At 30.9% G+C, this 20333-nt stretch carries 22 protein-coding genes; 10 read left to right on the top strand and 12 right to left on the bottom strand.

Annotation, left to right across the window (positions count from 1 at the left end):
• The 3 genes from FH779_RS17145 to FH779_RS17155 all read right to left on the bottom strand — a co-directional run bounded on the left by FH779_RS17145 (window position 1) and on the right by FH779_RS17155 (window position 2628).
• Window positions 1-1296 carry an oligosaccharide flippase family protein gene (locus tag FH779_RS17145; protein WP_038336024.1) on the bottom strand — a complete coding sequence of 432 codons (1296 nt, stop codon included), beginning with the start codon at window positions 1294-1296 and terminating at the stop codon, window positions 1-3.
• Complete coding sequence (locus tag FH779_RS17150) at window positions 1297-2256, bottom strand: hypothetical protein (RefSeq protein WP_038336023.1); 960 nt, start codon at window positions 2254-2256, stop codon at window positions 1297-1299.
• 183 nt (window positions 2257-2439) lie between these two features.
• Window positions 2440-2628 carry a hypothetical protein gene (locus FH779_RS17155; protein WP_038336022.1) on the bottom strand — a complete coding sequence of 63 codons (189 nt, stop codon included), beginning with the start codon at window positions 2626-2628 and terminating at the stop codon, window positions 2440-2442.
• Window positions 2629-2667: 39 nt separating this feature from the next.
• On the opposite strand from FH779_RS17155, the gene FH779_RS17160 reads away from it, so the two are divergent.
• Window positions 2668-3612: a DUF6427 family protein gene (locus FH779_RS17160; RefSeq protein WP_038336021.1), complete on the top strand. Its 945-nt coding sequence runs from the start codon at window positions 2668-2670 to the stop codon at window positions 3610-3612.
• Here the strand turns inward: FH779_RS17160 and FH779_RS17165 are convergent.
• Together FH779_RS17165 and queD are read right to left on the bottom strand one after the other, a co-directional pair.
• Window positions 3547-4374, bottom strand: a complete 828-nt coding sequence (locus FH779_RS17165) for a UDP-2,3-diacylglucosamine diphosphatase (RefSeq protein WP_052217843.1) — start codon at window positions 4372-4374, stop codon at window positions 3547-3549. The genes FH779_RS17160 and FH779_RS17165 overlap by 66 nt on opposite strands.
• Window positions 4350-4802, bottom strand: coding sequence for a 6-carboxytetrahydropterin synthase QueD (gene queD, locus FH779_RS17170; protein ID WP_180905560.1), 453 nt, complete (start codon window positions 4800-4802; stop codon window positions 4350-4352). The genes FH779_RS17165 and queD overlap by 25 nt, the downstream gene beginning before the upstream one ends.
• Window positions 4803-4836: 34 nt before the next feature.
• Here queD and FH779_RS17175 point away from each other — a divergent pair, with 34 nt between their 5' ends.
• Together FH779_RS17175 and FH779_RS17180 are read left to right on the top strand one after the other, a co-directional pair.
• A complete protein-coding gene (locus tag FH779_RS17175; RefSeq protein WP_038336020.1) occupies window positions 4837-5502 on the top strand; it encodes a ComF family protein in 666 nt (221 codons plus the stop codon).
• Window positions 5503-5529: 27 nt separating this feature from the next.
• Window positions 5530-7287 (top strand): Ig-like domain-containing protein, encoded by a 1758-nt coding sequence (locus FH779_RS17180; RefSeq protein ID WP_038336019.1) that lies wholly within the window; start codon window positions 5530-5532, stop codon window positions 7285-7287.
• A gap of 21 nt (window positions 7288-7308) precedes the next feature.
• On the opposite strand, the gene FH779_RS17185 is transcribed toward FH779_RS17180, so the two are convergent.
• Genes FH779_RS17185 through radA form a run of 4 tightly spaced genes read right to left on the bottom strand, consistent with a single transcriptional unit; the run spans window position 7309 to window position 10181 of the window.
• Window positions 7309-7719, bottom strand: coding sequence for a DUF2752 domain-containing protein (locus FH779_RS17185; protein ID WP_084106918.1), 411 nt, complete (start codon window positions 7717-7719; stop codon window positions 7309-7311).
• A 4-nt stretch (window positions 7720-7723) separates the two neighbouring features.
• A complete protein-coding gene (locus FH779_RS17190) occupies window positions 7724-8101 on the bottom strand; it encodes a CD225/dispanin family protein (protein ID WP_038336018.1) in 378 nt (125 codons plus the stop codon).
• Between the two features lie 55 nt (window positions 8102-8156).
• A complete protein-coding gene (locus tag FH779_RS17195) occupies window positions 8157-8813 on the bottom strand; it encodes an acyltransferase (protein ID WP_038336017.1) in 657 nt (218 codons plus the stop codon).
• A 3-nt stretch (window positions 8814-8816) separates the two neighbouring features.
• Window positions 8817-10181 carry a DNA repair protein RadA gene (gene radA / locus FH779_RS17200; protein ID WP_038336016.1) on the bottom strand — a complete coding sequence of 455 codons (1365 nt, stop codon included), beginning with the start codon at window positions 10179-10181 and terminating at the stop codon, window positions 8817-8819.
• A gap of 198 nt (window positions 10182-10379) precedes the next feature.
• On the opposite strand from radA, the gene FH779_RS17205 reads away from it, so the two are divergent.
• Genes FH779_RS17205 through FH779_RS17215 form a run of 3 tightly spaced genes read left to right on the top strand, consistent with a single transcriptional unit; the run spans window position 10380 to window position 12715 of the window.
• Window positions 10380-11171: a hypothetical protein gene (locus tag FH779_RS17205; protein WP_180905561.1), complete on the top strand. Its 792-nt coding sequence runs from the start codon at window positions 10380-10382 to the stop codon at window positions 11169-11171.
• A complete protein-coding gene (locus tag FH779_RS17210; RefSeq protein WP_180905562.1) occupies window positions 11164-11946 on the top strand; it encodes a hypothetical protein in 783 nt (260 codons plus the stop codon). Before FH779_RS17205 ends, FH779_RS17210 begins: the two co-directional genes overlap by 8 nt.
• Window positions 11939-12715 carry a hypothetical protein gene (locus FH779_RS17215; RefSeq protein ID WP_180905563.1) on the top strand — a complete coding sequence of 259 codons (777 nt, stop codon included), beginning with the start codon at window positions 11939-11941 and terminating at the stop codon, window positions 12713-12715. The genes FH779_RS17210 and FH779_RS17215 overlap by 8 nt, the downstream gene beginning before the upstream one ends.
• A 158-nt stretch (window positions 12716-12873) precedes the next feature.
• Here the strand turns inward: FH779_RS17215 and FH779_RS17220 are convergent, their stop codons facing one another.
• From FH779_RS17220 to panC, 3 genes are all read right to left on the bottom strand, one after another.
• Window positions 12874-13893, bottom strand: a complete 1020-nt coding sequence (locus FH779_RS17220) for a lysylphosphatidylglycerol synthase transmembrane domain-containing protein (RefSeq protein WP_180905564.1) — start codon at window positions 13891-13893, stop codon at window positions 12874-12876.
• 23 nt (window positions 13894-13916) lie between these two features.
• Window positions 13917-14264 carry an aspartate 1-decarboxylase gene (gene panD, locus FH779_RS17225; protein WP_180905565.1) on the bottom strand — a complete coding sequence of 116 codons (348 nt, stop codon included), beginning with the start codon at window positions 14262-14264 and terminating at the stop codon, window positions 13917-13919.
• An 85-nt stretch (window positions 14265-14349) separates the two neighbouring features.
• Entirely contained in the window at window positions 14350-15192 is an 843-nt protein-coding gene (panC, locus tag FH779_RS17230) for a pantoate--beta-alanine ligase (protein ID WP_180905566.1), read from the bottom strand.
• Window positions 15193-15310: 118 nt separating this feature from the next.
• On the opposite strand from panC, the gene FH779_RS17235 reads away from it, so the two are divergent.
• The 4 genes from FH779_RS17235 (at window position 15311) to FH779_RS17250 (ending at window position 20332) form a co-directional block, all read left to right on the top strand.
• Window positions 15311-16123, top strand: a complete 813-nt coding sequence (locus tag FH779_RS17235; protein WP_038336009.1) for a glycogen/starch synthase — start codon at window positions 15311-15313, stop codon at window positions 16121-16123.
• Window positions 16124-16138: 15 nt separating this feature from the next.
• A complete protein-coding gene (locus tag FH779_RS17240) occupies window positions 16139-17749 on the top strand; it encodes a DUF4270 family protein (protein ID WP_038336008.1) in 1611 nt (536 codons plus the stop codon).
• 45 nt (window positions 17750-17794) lie between these two features.
• Window positions 17795-19642: a glutamine--fructose-6-phosphate transaminase (isomerizing) gene (gene glmS, locus FH779_RS17245; RefSeq protein ID WP_180905567.1), complete on the top strand. Its 1848-nt coding sequence runs from the start codon at window positions 17795-17797 to the stop codon at window positions 19640-19642.
• A gap of 102 nt (window positions 19643-19744) precedes the next feature.
• Entirely contained in the window at window positions 19745-20332 is a 588-nt protein-coding gene (locus FH779_RS17250; RefSeq protein ID WP_180905568.1) for a riboflavin synthase, read from the top strand.
• The last annotated feature ends 1 nt before the right edge of the window (window position 20333 follow it).

Raw genomic sequence — 20333 nt, forward strand, 5'->3', positions numbered from 1 at the left:
CTAAATTCCAATTGGTAAAAAACCAAGTTTTTTGTTAATAAAAAAGATACAAGTTAATTTCATTAATATAGTTATTACCAAGGTTGCAATAGCTGATCCTAACGCACCAAAATATGTAATCAAAATAATATTTAGTATAATATTCGCTACAAAATAAAAAAGATTTATTTTGAGTAATGTATTTTGATTGTTCGAGATATTTAAGATTTGATCGACACAACCAAAAAATACACTAAGCATACTTGAAATTGATATAATGACTAATATTTGGACAGTATTAGAACTTGTTTCTCCAAAGAAAGAAATGACGAAATTTCCAAAAAATAATAAAATTAAGAAAAAAGGTAAACAAACTAAAGTTAGATTTAAGCTTGATTTCTTTAAATATTTTTTGAGTAAATGAATTTCTTTTCTTTCAAAGTATTCAGACATTTTAGGAAGAGCAACAGCAGTGTAAGTGCTTAAAAATATCAATAACAATGAACCTATTTTGTATGCTAAATTATATTCCCCTACTTCTTTCGGTTCGGACATTATTCCTAGCAAGATAACATCTGTCCAACTTAATAAATATAGCATTAACCAACTTATCATCATCGGAATAGATCTTTTTAGTATGCTTTTATAAGGCGGTATATAAGACCTGTTTTTTTTATTTTTCAGATAAATACTAGAGTATTCAATAAAGAAAGTTACTAGATAGCTTATAAAATAAATTAGACTAATATTGGTAATGTTTTTATCTTCATTATTTAAGAAAAATAATGATATTATAAACAAAAAATTTGGTAGAAAGAACATGAAAAATCCAAACTTGAAATAATTTTTTGTTGCAATAAAATAATAAACAATAATATCGTGAGCCAAAATAGGAAACAAAAAGAAACCTAACAAGCGAAAACTATTAGCTAAACTAGTATCATTGAAACTTTTGGCGAGAAAATTTGCATAAAAAATTAGTAGAATAGAAGGAATCAACATGAAAAAAAAGACTAGCTTGAATGTATGATTTACAAAAGAAAACAAGCTATTTTGATCAAGCTCTTGTCGATTAAATTCAATCAATAATGTATTTTGTATTCCCAATGTAAAAATGATTAATAATACATTGACAATTGTTTGAATGATGGAAAAACTACCAAAAGTTTCGATACCAAAGTTTTTTGCAATAACTCGAATAATCAAAAAACTTAGTCCCATACCAAGTATTCTGAAAATAAATGTTAATCCACTCGTTGTAAAACTTTCATAAAGTTTAGAATTCTTTAGATGCTTTATTTTCTCTAAACTAATCATCTATGATTTTTCTGTGATTCTTTTTGTAATTGATTTTTTTAGATAAGCAAATAAGTAATAGAAAAAAGTAAAAAACAAAATAAAAATAGGTAAAATGATTTTCAATTGATTAGATTTCAGTTTTTTGAAAGAATCTTCACTATCTATTATTTTGTAAAAATCACTACCTTCAAATATACCAATTTTGATAAAGGTTGATTCTTTAGCTAAATTGTCTTTCATCTTTAGCATATCCCCAACTTGAGATTCAGCAGTTATAACTAGAGATTGACTTCCTTTATTTTTAGCTATAGAATTTAAGATAGTATCAATCTGAGACATGGTTTTCTCATTGAATTTTAACTTATCATAATCATTCTCTAAATTAATTTTCTTCAATTCATTAAGCAAAGGATTATTGTTTAAATAATTTGATAAACTTTTTTCAAATTTATCAATTGGATATTGATGATTAGACTGTATAATAATTGAATGATTAGGATAATTTTTATAGAATTCAACATCATTTACAATTTTTTTCAAATCCATATCTTCTGAAAAGGTTTTCATCAACTCAAGATTAGCTTCATTTCTTCCTCCAAATTCATAAGGATCCACTACTGGCTCAATTTTTATTTTTGAGATTCCATTGTAAAACAAACCATGCTTTTTTAAGTAAATAGTATCCTTTTCTGCAAACTTAGCGTTGATTAAATCAACCTTATTATATAGATTATCAACATACCCATATTTTGCTTTTACAAATAATTTATACTCATAATTATTTGTCATTTTATCTAATACATATCCAACTACTCCACCAAATAAAAGTAAAGATAGAAATATGTATTTTTTTGATTTTAAATAAGTAATAAACTGGATTAGCTTAATAAATAATTTTTCAAATGATTTAGAGAATTTAGAAATTACATTTCCAAAGTCAATTTCATTATTCTCTTGTTGAGTAGAATTATTATCCATTTTATCGTGTATGTTTAGTTTTAGTAATTCAAAAAATTTAATTATCGATCTACAAGTCGTTCTTCTACAACGTAGAAAAATAGGATTTATTCTACGTTTAGGAGACAAAAAAAACCTCTTATAAAATTTATAAGAGGTTTTTCGAATTAATTCGAAAATATATTTTATACAATATAAGATAAATTATCTTTCGTATCTTTTTTCATTTTCGGTTCCAAAGCTAGCGATTTTATATAACCACCATCCAAGTAATGCGCATCCGATGAATGTAAATAACCATCCAAAGATAACACCAACTGGAGATAATAAGTTTTCAAAAGTCCATTTGAAAATATCACCAATCGCAAAAAATAAATCAGTTATAACTCCCATATTCTAGTTTATTGCTTAATTTGCATCAAAGTTAATAAAATGTTGGTTAATCTACTTGACAAAAGGAATTTTTTTATACAGATTTTTATCATTGTGTTGTTTACGTTGCTTGGAGTTACTAATTTTAACAGTATTGATCTGAGTAATTTAGAAAAATTAGGTGTAATCCTGACGATTTTGACGATTGCTTTTGTGGGGTATATCGACAATACGAATGATTTAATTTCGACTTCTTCCTATCCAACTTTTACTTACATTTTGTGGATAATGCCTTTTATTGCAGGTTTATCAGATTATAGAATTGCTGGAAGTTTGTTGCTTGTGACTTATGTAACAGTGCAATTACTCTATTTTGAGTCCGAAAAAAACGATACGTACAATGCTTTTGATATAGGCGTTTTTATGAGTTTTGCAATTTTATTAAGTCCGCCACTTATTTTCTTAGGAATTGTAGTTTTTACTTATTTCTTGACTTTAAGAGTTGTAGAACCAAAAATTCCTATTCTTGGTTTTCTAGGATTTATTCTTCCAATATTAATCGTTGCTCAAGTTAGTTTTCTGCTCGATTATTACTTTATGTTCGATTTTTATAAAGAACAATTGATGCTAACGATAGTGCATTTCGAATGGAAACAATTGTTTTTAATTCCAATTGCAATCATACTAGTTTATTCAATCGTTAATCATTTCAAGAATGTGAATAAATTGACAGCGCAAAAGAAACGAATCTTTTTGTTGATGCATTTTATGTTTGGAACAATGCTGATTACGTATATTCTTTACGGAGGGAATAATGATGCTTATCTTGCCTTCTTAGGTTTTAGCATTATGTTGATGTTAACAAGATATTTTAGCGAAAGCAAACCCAAAATAGAATGGCTAAAAGAGGCATTTCTTTGGGTTTTTATGATTTGCTTGCTAATCTATAATTTTTATGATAGAATCCCGAGATTCTTCTCCTTGATTACGGAGGTAAGTTTTTAATACGAATTCTTTTCCATCAAAAATACCATAAGTAAAGTAGTTAATCCAATCGCCAAGATTGATATGACGCGCTTTGCCTATCGCAATTTCCATTGGTAAATGTCGATGTCCATAAATTAGATAATCGTAGTATTTTCGATGCAATTGTTTGCGGCTATACATGATTAACCATTCATTGTCAACGCCCAAAAAATTAACATCTTCGTCACCCGAAATCATTTTATTTTTTCGCGAAGCTGTAATTCCCAACCACATTGCCAAATCCGGATGAAGTAGATAAAAAAGAAATTGACAAACTTTGTTTGTAAAAACCTTTTTCATGCGTTTGTAGCCTTTATCACCAGGACCTTTTCCATCGCCATGAACAATAAAAAATTCTTTCCCATTGATAATAAAATCCTGCTTATCTCGGAAAACAATCGCATTGATTTGTTCTTCCAAATAATCTTTCATCCATAAATCATGGTTTCCAACAAAGAAATAAATAGGAATTCTACGATCAGAAATTTCGGCTAATTTTCCTAAAATACGCACAAATCCTTTCGGAACAACGTGTTTATATTCGAACCAAAAATCGAATAAATCGCCAATTAAAAATAAAACACCACAATCGTCTTTTATTTCGTCAAGCCATTTTACAAACAATTTTTCACGCACCAAACTATCTTTTTCATTCGGAGCACCAAAGTGATGATCCGAAGAAAAATAGGCTTTTTTACCAGCTTCTAACTGAATGTTTATTGGTTGTCCTCCGCTAACCATTCTGCATAAGAATTTTCAGTTTCGTGTAATTTCAAAGCAACCAAATCGATATTCGTTGGTAAAAGAGGCTTGATTTTATCCACAATCCATAAAATCATATTTTCAGCAGACGGTTGATAATCTGTAAAAACAACATTGTGACCTTCTGCTAATAATTTTTCTCCTAATGTTTTGTGAGGCGAATTTTCGTTCAATAAAATTGCGTGATCAAAAAGATTAACAATTTCTTTGTTCACAATTTTTTTCAAATCGCCAAAATCCATCACCATTCCAAGTTTCACATCGTTTGTGTCTTCAGAAGGTGTTCCTTTCACAGTTACAAATAATTTGTACGAATGTCCATGTATATTTTTACACTTTCCGTCATAACCATGCAAAGCATGTGCAGTTTCGAACGTAAAAGCTTTTGTAAGTCGAATGATTTTCATTAAATTTAGTACTAAACTTTAATTTGCAAAGGTAATGGAAATCAAAACAATCGTAAATTCTTTGGTTGATTTATTTTTTCCGATGCGTTGTTTGGATTGTCAAGACGTCATTCAACCTTCGCAATTTCTGTGTGTTTCGTGCTCAACAAAACTCGTTTTTACGCATTTTAATTTTGATCAAAATAATCGTGCTTATGATAAATTGAGAAATTTTTGCGAGGTCGAAAATGCATTTTCTTTGTTAGAATTTAAACATCATAATACCACACAAGCCATTTTACATGAAATGAAATATAGAAACCGCCCAGAAATTGGAATTGATTTAGCACAATTGATTAAGTTTGATTTGAGTGATTATGACGGAATTATTCCGATTCCGTTGCATCCAAAACGATTGAAAACAAGAGGCTACAATCAAGTAGAAGATTTTGCGCGAACGTTGGCAGAAATCAACCAGATTAATTATTTTTCGGATGGATTAATCAGAACAAAATACAATTCATCTCAAGTAAATGAAGACAAAAAACATCGATTAGAAAATTTGAAAGATGCGTTTGAAATCAATCCAAATCTTAAACCAGGACATTATATTTTGATTGATGATGTGTTAACAACTGGCGCAACAATTGCATCAGCCATTAAAAAGTTTAATCTTTCAGAAAATTTTAAGATAAGTGTAATTACCATTGCTTGTGCTTAATAACAAGCTTTTTCTTAACTTGCGCCCATGAATAAGACGACACGTTTTTCGCTTTTGATGTTAACCATTTTGATGGTTATTTCTTGTGCAAGACAAGGTTCACCAACGGGAGGACCTAAAGATGAAACTCCGCCAGTTTTCCTAAAAGCTGATCCAGATACGTTGGCAACAAATGTAGATGTCAATTTGCAAGAGGCAATAATCAACTTTGATGAGTACATTCTTCTGAAAGAATACAGCAAAAATGTGGTTGTTTCGCCATCGTTTCAAATTCCACCAATTGTGACGCCGCAAGCTTTAGCGAAGAAAAACATTTCGATTAAATTTCAAGAACCATTGTTGCCAAATACGACATATAGTTTCAATTTTGGTGATGCGATTCAAGATTTTAATGAAAATAATAAGTTGTCAAACTTTCAATATGTTTTTTCGACAGGTAGTTTTATTGATTCGTTGAAGGTGACAGGTCGAGTAAATTCGTCTTATGATTTCAAATTGCCAGAGAAGATATTGGTCGGGCTATATAAAATAGATAGTACATACAAAGACAGCATTATTCTGCAAAAGAAACCATATTACATTGCTAGAGCCAATGATAAAGGAGAATATCAATTAAATTATTTGGCTTCGGGCAAATATAAATTGATTGCTTTTGAGGATAAGGTAGAAAATGTGATGTACGATTATGGGAAAGAGCGCTTGGCTTTTCATAACGAACCAATTGAGTTGAATGCAAATCAACAAATCAACTTGAATTTATTCAATCAAAAACCAGCTTATCGTAAACCTGAAGCGAGTTTTAAACAAGAAGGTTTAATTGTTTTTAAAACGACTGGCGCAACGGATGATGTTACGATAACACCGGTAGGAAAAGAATTTAAAACGGCTTATATTCAGAAGTTTCCAAAACAAGATTCGATTAACTTTTGGTTTAATCCAAAGGTGGATACAATTATAGGAAAAAGCGCTAAATTGAATTTCAAGGTTCAACATAAAGATCAAATAGATGAAGTAAGTGCATTATATTCAAAATCGAATACAGAACGAAAATTAGAATTTAAAGCATTAAATGATCAAAAATTAGCACCAAATAAACCATTTAAAATTCAGGCAAATGCGCCAATAAAATCATTGGATTTATCTAAAATTTATGTGTTTAAAGATACAGTTTCAATTCCATTCAAAGTTTCCATTGATACAGTGAATGCACAGAACTTGAATTTTGCTTTTGATAAAAATTTAGACGAAAAATTTGAAGTTAATATTTATCCAAATGCTTTGACAGATGTGTTAGGAGAGAAGAATGATACGCTTGCTTATCCAATAAAAATGGGAACGCGTGGCGATTTTGGACATTTGAAATTAACGCTTCAAAATACTCCAAGCAAACCATTTATCCTACAATTTCTAAAAACTGATAAAGACTTTACAGTAATTGAAGAATTATATAATCCAGCAAATAAAAACTATTTCGAATTTAATTTTATTGAACCGGGAGAATATTTATTCCGTTTATTGGTTGATGAAAATGAAAATGGAAAATGGGATACAGGCGATTACTTATCAGGTAAACAACCAGAACCAATTTATTTGTATCCAGAGCCAATCAAAATTAGAGCGATGTGGGATGCGACTGAAACATGGGTTTTAGGTGAGGCAAATCAACCCGTTTCTTTACCAAATGACGATAAAGATTCGGACAAAAATAGAATACGTCGAGGAGAATTGAAAGAAGGCGAGGAGCGCCAAAATCCACGAACAACAAATAAGAAATCAGAGGAATAGTTCTCTGATTTTTTTTTGATTCTAACTCTCTGGAGCCAAATATATAAAAGGTGAAAGAGGAATGTTTCTCAAAATAGAATAAATCAAAAGGAAGATTAAGAAATTTCGCGCAAAACTTGCAGGGAGATGTAATTTGCCTGACATTGGTTTGCCTAAAAAAATATTTCCAACAATAGCATAATACAATTGTACACAAATGTAAAGTGCAAAAGGCAAAATAAGATTGTAGCGTAACGATTGTAAAAAATGCCCGTGAACAAGCAAGGAAAGAGCACGTTGACCACCACAGCCAGGACACCATAAACCTATTATTTCATGAAACATACATTTGATAGAAAACGGATTTTGGTTGCTGTAATAACTATAAAAATAGACAATTACCAAAATGGGTAAAAGCGTTGCTAGTCCATAAACCAAAATCCGTTTTATCATATGATTAATTTCCGTTAGAGCTTTCTAAAATACTTTTATATTGCTCCATATAGGCATCCATACCTCCTGTAATTAACATCACAACATTGATAATAACACCAATTACGCCTAAACCAATTGCAACATAAGCTAATAATTTAGAATTCTTAGCTGCTTGTTCAGCACCTGTATAATCGCCAATATTGTGTTTTGTATTCACTTGATTTGCAAAAACAATTGCAATAATACCCACAATAGTACCGATGCAACAAGGAGAACAAAGCCCTAAAACAGTACTAATGATTGCTAAAACAAGGTTGTTTTCTTGTTTTGGTTTAATTTCTTCAAAAGAAGATTGTTGAGGTTGATTAAAATCTTGAGTAGATTGGTTAGAATAATCCATAATAATGTTTTTTTGTTTGAAATAAAAGTAAAAAAAAATACTGTTAATCAAAAAATTATATTTCCCAAGAAATATTTTCTTTGATAGGTGTATTTATATTTCCACTATATATAGCGTTTTCTATTTTTAATGATTTACTTACAACGGTATTACTTCCTACTATACAGCCATTTGCAATAGATAAACCTTTCAAAATTTGTACTTTATTACATATCCAAACGTTATCACCAACGTTTACTGCTTTATTAGGATTAATAAGTGACTTATCTTGATTATAAATTTTATGAAAATCTGTATCCATAATAAGAATATCCCATGATAATAAACAGTTATTGCCAAAACTAATGTTATTGTAACATACAATAGAAGATTCAGCAGTTATGTTAAAATTTTGACCAAATGTTAAACTACCACTTTTGCTCACTGAAATTTTAGAGCCGTGACCAATATTTGATCGACCAATAAAATTTATTATTCCCTTGTTTTCCCATATACCTTTTGATAATTTTCGATCAAAAATCAAAACATCTCCAAAACCAAGTTTTATTAATCCAAAAGGAGAATCAATTGGAATATTCACTTTACCATGTAAAGATTTTAGTCTAAAATTAGAGCTAATTATTACAGGGAATTTAATTGCTTGACTAAATTTAAAATAGACAAAATTGAAAATAATAGTTTTGATAAAACTAATTTTAAAAATATTCTTCATAAGTTATTGAAATAACATGCGATATAAATCTTCAACTTTAGAAATTCTAACGATTCGAATTCCAAAATCTGTATCTTTTATTTTATTGTATTTTGAAACAAAAATTGCATCAAAACCTAATTTTTCGGCTTCGGTAATGCGTTGTTCAACACGATTTACAGCTCTTATTTCTCCACTCAAACCAACTTCTCCTGCAAAACAACAATTATCTGGAACAGCAGAATCTTCGCTCGATGAAAGAATTGCCACAATAACAGCCAAATCAATTGCAGGATCATCCACTCGAATTCCGCCTGTAATATTCAAGAAAACATCTTTCATATTCAGTCTGAACCCAGCACGTTTTTCTAAAACTGCCAACAACATATTCAATCGTTTGGCATCAAAACCAGTCGCCGTACGTTGCGGAGTTCCATAAACCGCCGTAGAAACCAAAGCTTGAATTTCAATTAACATCGGGCGAACACCTTCCAAAGTTGCTGCAATTGCATTTCCGCTCAATAATTCATCTTTCTTTGTAATTAATACTTCAGATGGATTTGTCACTTCGCGCAAACCAGCACCTTGCATTTCGTAAATTCCAATTTCTGCAGTTGAGCCAAAACGGTTTTTATTTGCACGTAAAATTCGGTAAATATGGTTGCGATCACCTTCAAATTGTAACACAACATCTACCATATGCTCCAAAATTTTTGGACCAGCAATTACACCTTCTTTTGTAATATGACCAATTAAAATAATCGGTGTGTTAGTTTCTTTTGCGTATTGAATTAGCTCAAAAGTTGTTTCTCGAATTTGAGAAATACTTCCTGGAGACGATTCTACATAAGTTGTTTGAAGTGTTTGAACAGAATCGACAACAATCAGTTGAGGTTGAATTTCTTTGGCGTGAGCAAATATTTTTTGCGTATTGGTTTCAGGTAAAATAAAACATTGATCCGATTCAATTCCAATTCGTTCAGCACGAAGTTTTACTTGTGAAACAGATTCTTCTCCAGATACATATAAGATTTTAATCGTATCTAACTTTAAGGCTACTTGCAACATTAATGTGGATTTTCCAACCCCAGGTTCTCCACCAACCAAAATCACTGATCCAGGAACAATTCCACCACCTAAAACTCGGTCTAATTCTTGGTTTTTTGTCGAAATTCTTATTTCTCCTAATGGATTTATTTCTCGGATATTCAGTGCAAAAGTTTTCTCTTTTTTATCCGATTTATCTTTCCACGATTTTTTTTCGTCGCCTTTGTCCACAATTTCTTCAACAATGGTATTCCATTCGCCACAACTTTTGCATTGTCCCATCCATTGCGAGGTTTGCGTGCCACAGTTTTGGCAGAAATATGTAGTTTTTGTTTTAGCCATAGTTTCAAATTTAGACAAAAATAATCTTTTATCGCGACAAGATATGGAGTTATAAGTGTGAAAAATTTTAATACAACAACTAAAAAACGTTAACGATAATTTACTTTTTTAACAAATTATCAACTTTAGATAAAGTTGAGTTAAATATTGATTTTCAATTGTTTTCTCGATTATTTTTAATCATATTTTAAAATGCCAATGAAAAGAACTTTACTTCTTAGCTTTTTTTATATTTTTTGTATTTCTGCCTATGCTCAAAGTACTTTAATTACAGGAAAAATTATTGTGGATGATGCAGATGAAGTTATTGATTTGGAAGGAACTTTGATTGAAAACTTAACGACAAAAGCCAAAACAAAAGCGAATAATGTTGGCTTATTTTCGATAAATGTGAATTTGAATGATGAATTGTTAATCAAACATACGGGAATTGAAGAAAGAAGATTAAAAGTTTCTGAAAGCACGATTACGAAAGGTTTTGTGATGATTCACGTAAATATTGAAGTAATTGAATTGAAGGAAGCGAATATCTCGAAATTGGATAAAAATTCGCTCAAAAATTTGGGAAAAGAAAAATCATTTCAAGAAAAATTGAATGATGAAGCAGGTTTTACTTCTCTAGAATTTAAAGCGGAACTGAATCTTAAACATGATGAGGAAAGAGTGAATAGAACGATTAAACAAGTTGGTGGAGTTAATTTGCTTGGGTTGTTAAATGTGTTTAAAAGTCCAAAAAAGCGAATGAAAAATCCTGTTCCGATAAAAGTTGTGAAAGAAGATCAATTGTCGGCGTTACATAAATTTTTTACGACCTATTATTTTGTGAATGATTTGAAAATTCCTGAAGGAAAAATAAACGAGTTTTTGGATTATTGTTATTCAAATTTTGATTTTCCCAAATTGTTGCGAGATAATAATTTTGATGAAATTCTTTTTATAATTGAGGAACAAGCACCAATTTATTTAGCAAAAATGAAGAAAAATGAGTAGAATAAAATACATTATATTATTGAATTTGTTGAGCGTTTTTACATTTGCGCAGACGACTTTGATTACCGGAAAAGTGGTGATTGATGATGGAATTGCTGGGCAAGATGTGGTGGACAATATTTTGGTGACAAATGAATCGACGAATGCGAAAGCGTTTACAAATGCGAGTGGAATGTTTTCGATTAAGGCGTCTGTTGGAGATGAATTGATTTTTACGCACGATTTTTATATCGAACGAAAAATCAAAATTACATCGGATATTTTAGCAAAAGGAATGCTGACGATTCACTTGAATATTGAAACAATTGAACTTGCTGAAGCGAGAATTAATACGTTAGACAAAAACTTTAAGAACAATATCAAGCTCAAATATGACCAAGTTGATGAAATGTACAAACAGTTGAATTTGGGAATTGATCCTAATTTGCGTTTCAGAAAAATTGATCCTAATGCTACATCAAATATTGGAAGTTTTGGATTATTGAATCCTGCGGCATGGATTACTGCAATTTCAGGTCAACGGAAGCGAGAAAAAAGACAGTACGAATATTTCAAAAAAGAAGATAGAATAAAAGATTTGGAGAATTATTTTACCCCAAATTATTTCATTGAAACGTTGAATATTCCAGAAAATAAAGTCAGTGAATATGTAAAGTATTGTTATATTAATTTTGAATTAGACAAATTGGTCACAGCAAATAATTACGACAAAATAACTCAGATTCTAGAGGAACAAGCACCGATTTATTTGTCAAAAATCCAAAAGAATGAATAAAATTTTATACGTTATAATTTTTGGTTTGATAAGCACTTTTTCTTTTGCGCAAAAAACTTTGATTACTGGAAAAGTGGTCATTGATGATGGCGTTGTTGGGCAAGATGCTGTGGATCATATTTTAATTTTGAATGAAATGACTAATGCCAGAGTTTTGACAAACGAAAATGGAATGTTTTCGATCAAAGCATCAGTTGGAGATGAATTGGTGATTACACATGATTTTTATATCGACCGAAAAATCAAAATTACATCGGATATTTTAGCAAAAGGAATGCTGATGATTCACTTGAATATTGAAACGATTGAACTAGCTGAAGCGCGAATTAATACATTAGACAAAAATTTTAAGAATAACATCAAGTTAGAACACGGAAAAGTAGATGAATTGTATGATAATTTGAATTTGGGTTTTGATCCAAATTTGCGCTTCCGAAAGATAAATCCTAACATGACTTCTACAATTAATAATAACGGGTTGTTGGATCCTTCTTTGTGGATAGCATCTATTTCTGGGCAAAAGAAAAAAGATAAAAAACAAAACGAGTATTTCAAAAAGGTAGATAAAATCAAAGATTTAGAGAATTATTTCACTTCAAATTATTTCATCGAAAGTTTAAATATTCCAGAAAATAAAGTCACCGATTATGTGCGATATTGTTATGCGAATTTTGAATTGGAGAAACTCGTAAAAGAAAACAAATACGATAAAATCACAGAAATTTTAGAGGAACAAGCACCTAAATATTTGGAAATGATAAAGAAATAAAATGTATATTTAATAAAAACTTATTCGCTATGGAATTACTTTTTGTACTGTTAGTCAATCTTATTTTCTTTATAATTATGAAAATATTTTATAAAATAAATCCTTGGGAAATCAATAAAATGGTAAAACTTTGGAATCGTAGCTTTGGAGGTATGTAACTATTGTGTAGAATCTCGTCGAATTCGTGCGATTTTGTAAATAGCAATCAATCCAAAACTAATCATTGATACAACTTGAGCTATATAAAGGATTAATCCAAAATAATCTCCAATTGCTCGTCCTTCGTGCTGATCTCCGCCTTTTGCTAAATAAACTGCCGAAAATGCAATCGACATAATATACGGATAAGCCAAACCGCCCGAAACAGGTAAAATCATTCCTAGAGATCCTGCAATCAATAGGAATAAACCTTCTGGTATTCCAAAATTTTTGGTGTCCGGAAAAGCGAAGAAAACAAGAAAAGTCATTAAAAAATAACAAATCCAAAGTGCGAAAGAATAAAAAATGAATAAACCTCTTTTTTCTAATTTTGAGATTGATTTTATTCCTTCCCAAAGTCCAAATAGAAACGTTTTAATCTTTTCAAAAAACTTTAATTGACTAATCTTTTTCCAGAAAATAGCAATTAATCCAATTCCTAAAACAAGAACTCCAATTGCGATGTAATATTTTAAGAAAGAAGGTTCTGTTGTTGGTTGGTGTGCCTTTTCTTTGTTTCCTAATTCAACAAATTTGATGAATGTTTCGTAATTGAAAATAAGTGTTAAACCGAAAAATAATCCCAAAAATAAAACGTCAATTACACGTTCTAAAACTACTGTTCCGAAAGATTTCTCAAACGGCACTTTTTCCATTTTATAGAAACTTGTTGCACGAGCAACTTCACCACTTCGAGGAATGGTCAAATTCATAAAATATGCAAATGCAATAGCCCAAAAACCAGATGAGGTTTGTGTGTTGTAGCCCATCGGTTTTAGAAGAAGATTCCAACGAGCGGCGCGTATCCAATACGTAAGAATACTGATTGCCATAGATGCAAAAATCCAAAAATAATTGGTTTGTTTTAAAACTTTTGCAACTCGTTCGAAATCAATTTGCTTCACTGTTACCACGACAAAAAAAACGGCTAACAATGAAGCAATGATTAAGAAGAGCGATTGTTTGATCTTACTCTTCATATAAATTATTGAAAATTAATTTCTTAATCTAAACGATTGTTCTCGTTAGGGAAAACAATTGTTGGTTCGTAGGTTTTGGCTTCCTCAAATTCCATCATCGCATACGTGATTAAAATGACAGTATCACCTACTTGTACTTTACGTGCCGCTGGTCCATTCAAACAAATTTCTCCACTTCCACGTTTTCCTTTAATAATGTAAGTTTCAAAACGTTCTCCGTTTTCTTGAACCACAATTTGAATTTTTTGACCAACTACCATATTTGCAGCATCTATCAAATCTTCATCGATTGTAATACTTCCGATGTAGTTTAATTTTGCGTCTGTTACCTTAACTCTATGTATTTTAGAGTGAAATACTTCTATCATCATAATTTTGCAAAGTTACACTGAACTTATAAATTTCAAAACCCGTTCCAATATTTTTCGATTGGAGTAAAGGATTTGTTATATTTTATTAAAACTGAATATTATCGATTAAACGTACATCGCCTGCATAAGCAACGACAAATCCACGAATATGTTTGGCATCAGAAAAATGTTCGATAGACAATAACGTTTCTTCATCTGTGATTTCAAAATATTCTAATTCGAAAGGAGAATTTTTGAATTCATTTTCGACGAAAGCTTTTACTTCAGCAACATCTTTTCCTTCATTTTTTAGCGTTACAGCTTGCGATAAAATTGAATAAATTTGAGGGGCATCCGAAGTTTGTTGCGTTGATAAACGTGCATTTCTTGAACTAAATGCTAAACCAGAATCTGCTCTATGAATTGGCATTGGAACAATTTCGACATCTAAATTTTCTTGTTTTACCATTTCTTGAATGATACGAATTTGCTGAAAATCTTTCTCTCCAAAATATGCTCTTGTTGGTTGAACTGCTTTGAATAATTTGCAAACAATTGTGGCAACTCCATCAAAATGTCCAGGGCGAGAAGCGCCTTCCATCACTTGGTCTATTGTGCCAAAATCGTAATGTTTTGCACCTTCATTTGCATCATATAAATCCTCAACAGTAGGCATATAGACAAAATCACATCCATTTTTCATTAACAATTCTTTATCATTTTCCTCAGTTCGAGGATATTTTGCTAAATCTTCTGCATTATTAAATTGTGTCGGATTGACAAAAATGCTGACGATTGTGTAGTCGTTTTGAGCTTTAGAAGCTTTGACTAAAGACATGTGACCTTCGTGTAAAGCGCCCATTGTAGGGATAAAGCCAATGGTTTTGTTTTGGTTTTTTAACTCGACGATTGCGGGAGTTAATTTTTCCTTTTCGTTAAATATAACCATAACATTGATTTGTTAAAAAAAAACTAATATCTCGCAAAGCTACTATAAGCAAATAATATATCAACATTTTTTTGTAAATTTGTGCCTTATTATTCATTAGGAAAAGAGAGTAGAAATTATGGAAGGAAAGCGCATATTGTATGTAACAACAGAAATGGTACCTTACTTTCCTGAAAATCCGATGTCTTCACAAGCATTAGATTTGCCAAAAATCATGCAAAGTAGTGGCGCAGATGTAAGAATCTTTATGCCAAGATTTGGAGCAATTAACGAAAGAAGACACCAATTACACGAAGTAATACGACTTTCAGGTATGAACATGATTATTAATGATTTGGATCAACCATTAATCATTAAAGTCGCTTCTGTTCCAGGAGAAAGACTACAAGTGTATTTTATTGATAACGAAGAATATTTCAAACGTAAAGAAGTTTATGGAGAAGATAATGGATTATTTTCTGATAACGACGAGCGTTCTATTTTCTTCGCAAAAGGAGTTTTAGAGACAGTAAAAAAATTAAACTGGAAACCAGATGTTGTTCACGTAATGGGTTGGATGTCTAGTTTAGTACCATTGTATCTAAAAAAATATTATTCTGACGATCCTTTCTTTCAAGATGCGAAAGTTGTTGTTTCTTTATTTGACAACGGATTTGAAGGAGAATTAGATAACGAATTAGTTAAAAAATTAGCTTTTGATAAGGTAGAAGCTGATGTACAAACATATTTAGAAAAACCTACACATTTGGGTATGATTCAAGCTTCTTTACAATATGCAGATGCAGTTGCGAAAGGAGAAGAGATGATTCCAGAAGATGTGAAAAACTATATCAACCAACAAAATATTCCTCTATTAGACTATTGTTCTAAAGAACAAGCAAAAGAAGTTTACAATAACTTCTATCTTGAGGAAGTAATGAACTCTAATTAAAATCTGTTTAGATTAATGAAAAAATTTTTGAATGTCCTTTCTGTGTCTGTTGCAATGATGATTGGAATGGGAGCAATTGTTTCGTGTGAGAATGAAACACTAGGATTAGATAACAATGTGATTAGAGGTGAGGCAGAAGGAAATGTAAAATCCTTAGATGTTATTGCTTTTAATGCAAATTTTGATACGCTTCGTACAGATAAATTTGTACTTCAAAATGGAGCTTTTGGTGTGTACAACGAACCAATTTTTGGTTCTACATCCTCTAAGTTTTATACACAAATTAGACCTTCGTCTATTGGTGATCAGGATTTTGGAACAGAACCTAAAGTAGATTCTGTGAATTTGGTAATTCCAGTTTATTACAACACGACTAAAGATCCAATTTCTAAAGATACGATCAATCTTTCTAAACCAGGAGAGAAACCAAAAGATACAGATACAATCCAAATTACAACAAAGTATGCAGTAGATTCTTTGTATGGTAATAAGGATTTGACAATGACGTTGAAAATTAAAGACATTAATACGGTTTTATACAAAGACACAAAATATTTTTCAACATTAAGTGGACTTGAGACGCCAATTTCTGTTAATTCAAGAGTAATTGGAAAAGCTACAATCGGAAAAACAGTAACAGGAAAAGTTGTTAAACAAAAAACTGGAACTTCTAATATTTCTGAGGTTGTTCCTGGTTACAAAGTTTCTTTAGATCCAGATTATTTTGACGAAAAAATTATTAAAAATGCTAAAACAGGATTACTTTCTGATTACGCAACATTTATTCGTGAAAATATCAAAGGTTTAGAGTTTTCTGTAGAAGAATCAAATGGATTTATTGTCAATTTTAATCCAAATAAAATTGACTTGAATATGTATTATTCTAAAAAGAATCCAACTGAAAAAAAAGATACTGATACTGATTATAAAGAACGTGTAAGTGTTACTTATGCTTTTGATATGACAAATCAGTGGAATTCTGGTACTGCAAATAATGCAAATATTATTGCTTCTCAAATTGTGAACAATGCAGTAGGTTCAACTTATTCTACAATCAAACCTGATGAAGTGAATGGTGATGCAAGATTGTATTTAAGCGGAATGAGTGGGAATTATGCAAAATTAAGAATCAATCAAACGCAATTAGATGAATTAAAATCTGAGATGACAAAAAGTAACATTGTGATTCTTGGTGCAAAATTAAAATTCTATATTGATGGTTCTACAGGTTTCCCAAAACCACCTTATTTAGTTGCTTGGAATAATTACAAAAAAGATGATAAAGTTATAAATGAATTGTATGCAGACGTTTTAGAATTCTATAATGCATATCCTACATCAGTTCACTTTAATCCTATTGTAAAAGGAGATACTGATTATTATACAATTGATATCACGAAACATCTAAAAAGCATGTTAGAGAAAGGAAATGAGTTTAAAGATCAAACGATGTTTATTACAATGGGTAATTTTATAACATCTGTTAGTTATGCAACAACTATTAATAGTACAAATCCTTATCAAAATAATAGAGCTTATAATCCATACAGAATTGTTTTACATGGAAATAATTCGGAAGTAGCGGATAAAAAATTGAAATTATTGGTATATTACTCTCAAAAATAGGGCGTATTATATTTAACGAATTTAACTAAAATACTATAAAATATTATGTGTGGAATTGTAGGATATATTGGACATCGCGAAGCGTACCCAATTATTATTAATGGACTAAAAAGACTAGAATATCGTGGATATGATAGTGCAGGTTTAGTTCTTTCTACTGGTACCGATTTTGAATTGGTAAAAACAAAAGGAAAAGTTTCAGATTTAGAAGATAAATCAGCAAATTTAGATAAAACACCTCATTTAGGAATTGGGCATACACGTTGGGCAACACATGGTGTTCCAAATGATGTAAACTCTCATCCTCATATGTCTAATAATGGACGTTTGGTATTGGTTCATAACGGAATTATTGAAAATTATGAATCAATCAAACAATTATTAAAAGACAAAGGGTACGTTTTTCATAGTGATACAGATACAGAAGTTTTAGTAAACTTTATTCAATTATTTCAAGAAGAACAAAACTTAAATTTAACTGATGCAGTTCGTTTAGCTTTGAATGAAGTGATTGGAGCTTATGCAATTGCAGTTTTAGACAAAGAAGAAGCAAATACAATTGTTGTAGGACGTTTAGGTTCTCCATTGGCAATTGGTATTGGAGAAAACGAATTTTTTGTAGCTTCTGATGCTTCTCCGTTTATCGAGTTTACAAAAGATGCGGTTTATTTGGAAGATGGTGACATGGCAACAATTACTTTAGACAAAGAAGTTGATGTACGCACAATCCAAAATAACGAAGCGGTTTCTTTAGATGTTCAAGAGTTACAATTAAATATCGAAGCGATTGAAAAAGGTGGTTACGAGCATTTCATGTTAAAAGAAATCAACGAACAACCTCGTTCTATTCGTGATACAATGCGTGGACGTTTATTAGTAGACGAAGGCGTTATCAAAATGGCTGGTATTTGGGATCATCAAGAAAAATTCTTGAATGCAAAACGTATCATCATTGTTGCATGTGGAACTTCTTATCATGCAGGTTTAGTTGCAGAATATATGATCGAAGATTTCGCTCGTATTCCTGTAGAAGTAGAATATGCATCAGAGTTCCGTTACCGTAATCCAATCATCAATAAACACGATGTCGTGATTGCAATTTCTCAATCTGGAGAAACAGCAGATACATTGGCAGCACTTAAATTAGCAAAAGAGGCTGGAGCATTTATCTTCGGAATTAATAATGTTGTAGGTTCTTCTATTGCTCGTATTACAGATGCAGGTGCTTATACACACGCAGGACCAGAAATTGGTGTTGCATCAACAAAAGCATTTACAGCTCAGTTAACAATTTTAGCATTGATTGCCTTAAAATTAGGTAAACACAATGGAGAATTATCAACAGAAAAATTCACGTTGTTAACACGCGAATTAGAGCGTATTCCAGATTTAGTTCAACAAATTTTAGACAACTGTGAAGGTGTTGTTGATCAAATCGCAGAAAAATACAAAGACAACAGAAATGCAATTTATTTAGGACGTGGATATAACTATCCATCGGCTTTAGAAGGAGCATTAAAATTGAAAGAAATTTCATATATCCACGCAGAAGGTTATCCAGCAGCAGAAATGAAGCACGGACCAATCGCCTTATTGGACGAAAATATGCCAGTTATTGTTATTGCAACGAAAAAAGGTTATTACGAAAAAGTAGTTTCTAATATTCAAGAAATTAAATCTCGTAGCGCTAAAGTAATTGCAATCGTTAATGATGGTGACGAGCAAGTAACTGCTATGGCAGATGATTACGTGGTAATCCCAGAAACAGCAGAAGAATTCTCTCCAATCTTAACAGCTATTCCATTACAATTATTATCATATTGGATTGCCGTTAAATTAGGTAAGAATGTAGATCAGCCTCGTAACTTGGCAAAATCTGTTACTGTAGAGTAAAAATTATTACAGAGTTAATATATTTAAGGGATGATGTTTTAAAATCATCCCTTTTTCATTTATAAGTTTAAATTAATTATTAATTTCACAAAAAATAACATCATGTTTACAGGAATCGTAGAAGGAGTAGGAAAGCTTATTAAAGCGGAGAAAGATCAATCTAATTTACATTTATGGATTGAGGCTGATTTTTGTGATGAATTAAAAATTGATCAAAGTGTTGCACATAATGGAGTTTGTTTAACAGTTGTTGATTTCAAAGATGGGCTTTACAAAGTCACTGCTATAGAGGAAACGCTACAAAAAACAAATTTTAACACATTAAAAAACGGTGATTTAATCAATTTAGAACGATGTTTGCAATTCAATGGTCGTATCGATGGTCACATTGTGCAGGGTCATGTAGATCAAACCGGAAAAATTGTTTCGATAGAAAACCAAAATGGTAGCTTTTTTGTTACAGTAGAATATGATGAAGCATCGTCTGGAAATGTTACAGTAGAAAAAGGTTCGATTTGTCTTAACGGAATTAGTTTAACAGTTGTTGACAGTAAAGTAGGGCAGTTTTCGGTTGCAATTATTCCATATACTTGGGAGTTTACAAACCTTAATCAAGTGAAAGTTGGCGATACAATGAATTTAGAATTTGATATCTTAGGAAAATACGTCAAAAGATTATTCCAAAAATAAA

Origin of the sequence: Empedobacter falsenii (assembly GCF_013488205.1) — a bacterium.
In the GTDB taxonomy this organism is placed as follows: Bacteria; Bacteroidota; Bacteroidia; order Flavobacteriales; family Weeksellaceae; genus Empedobacter; species Empedobacter falsenii_C.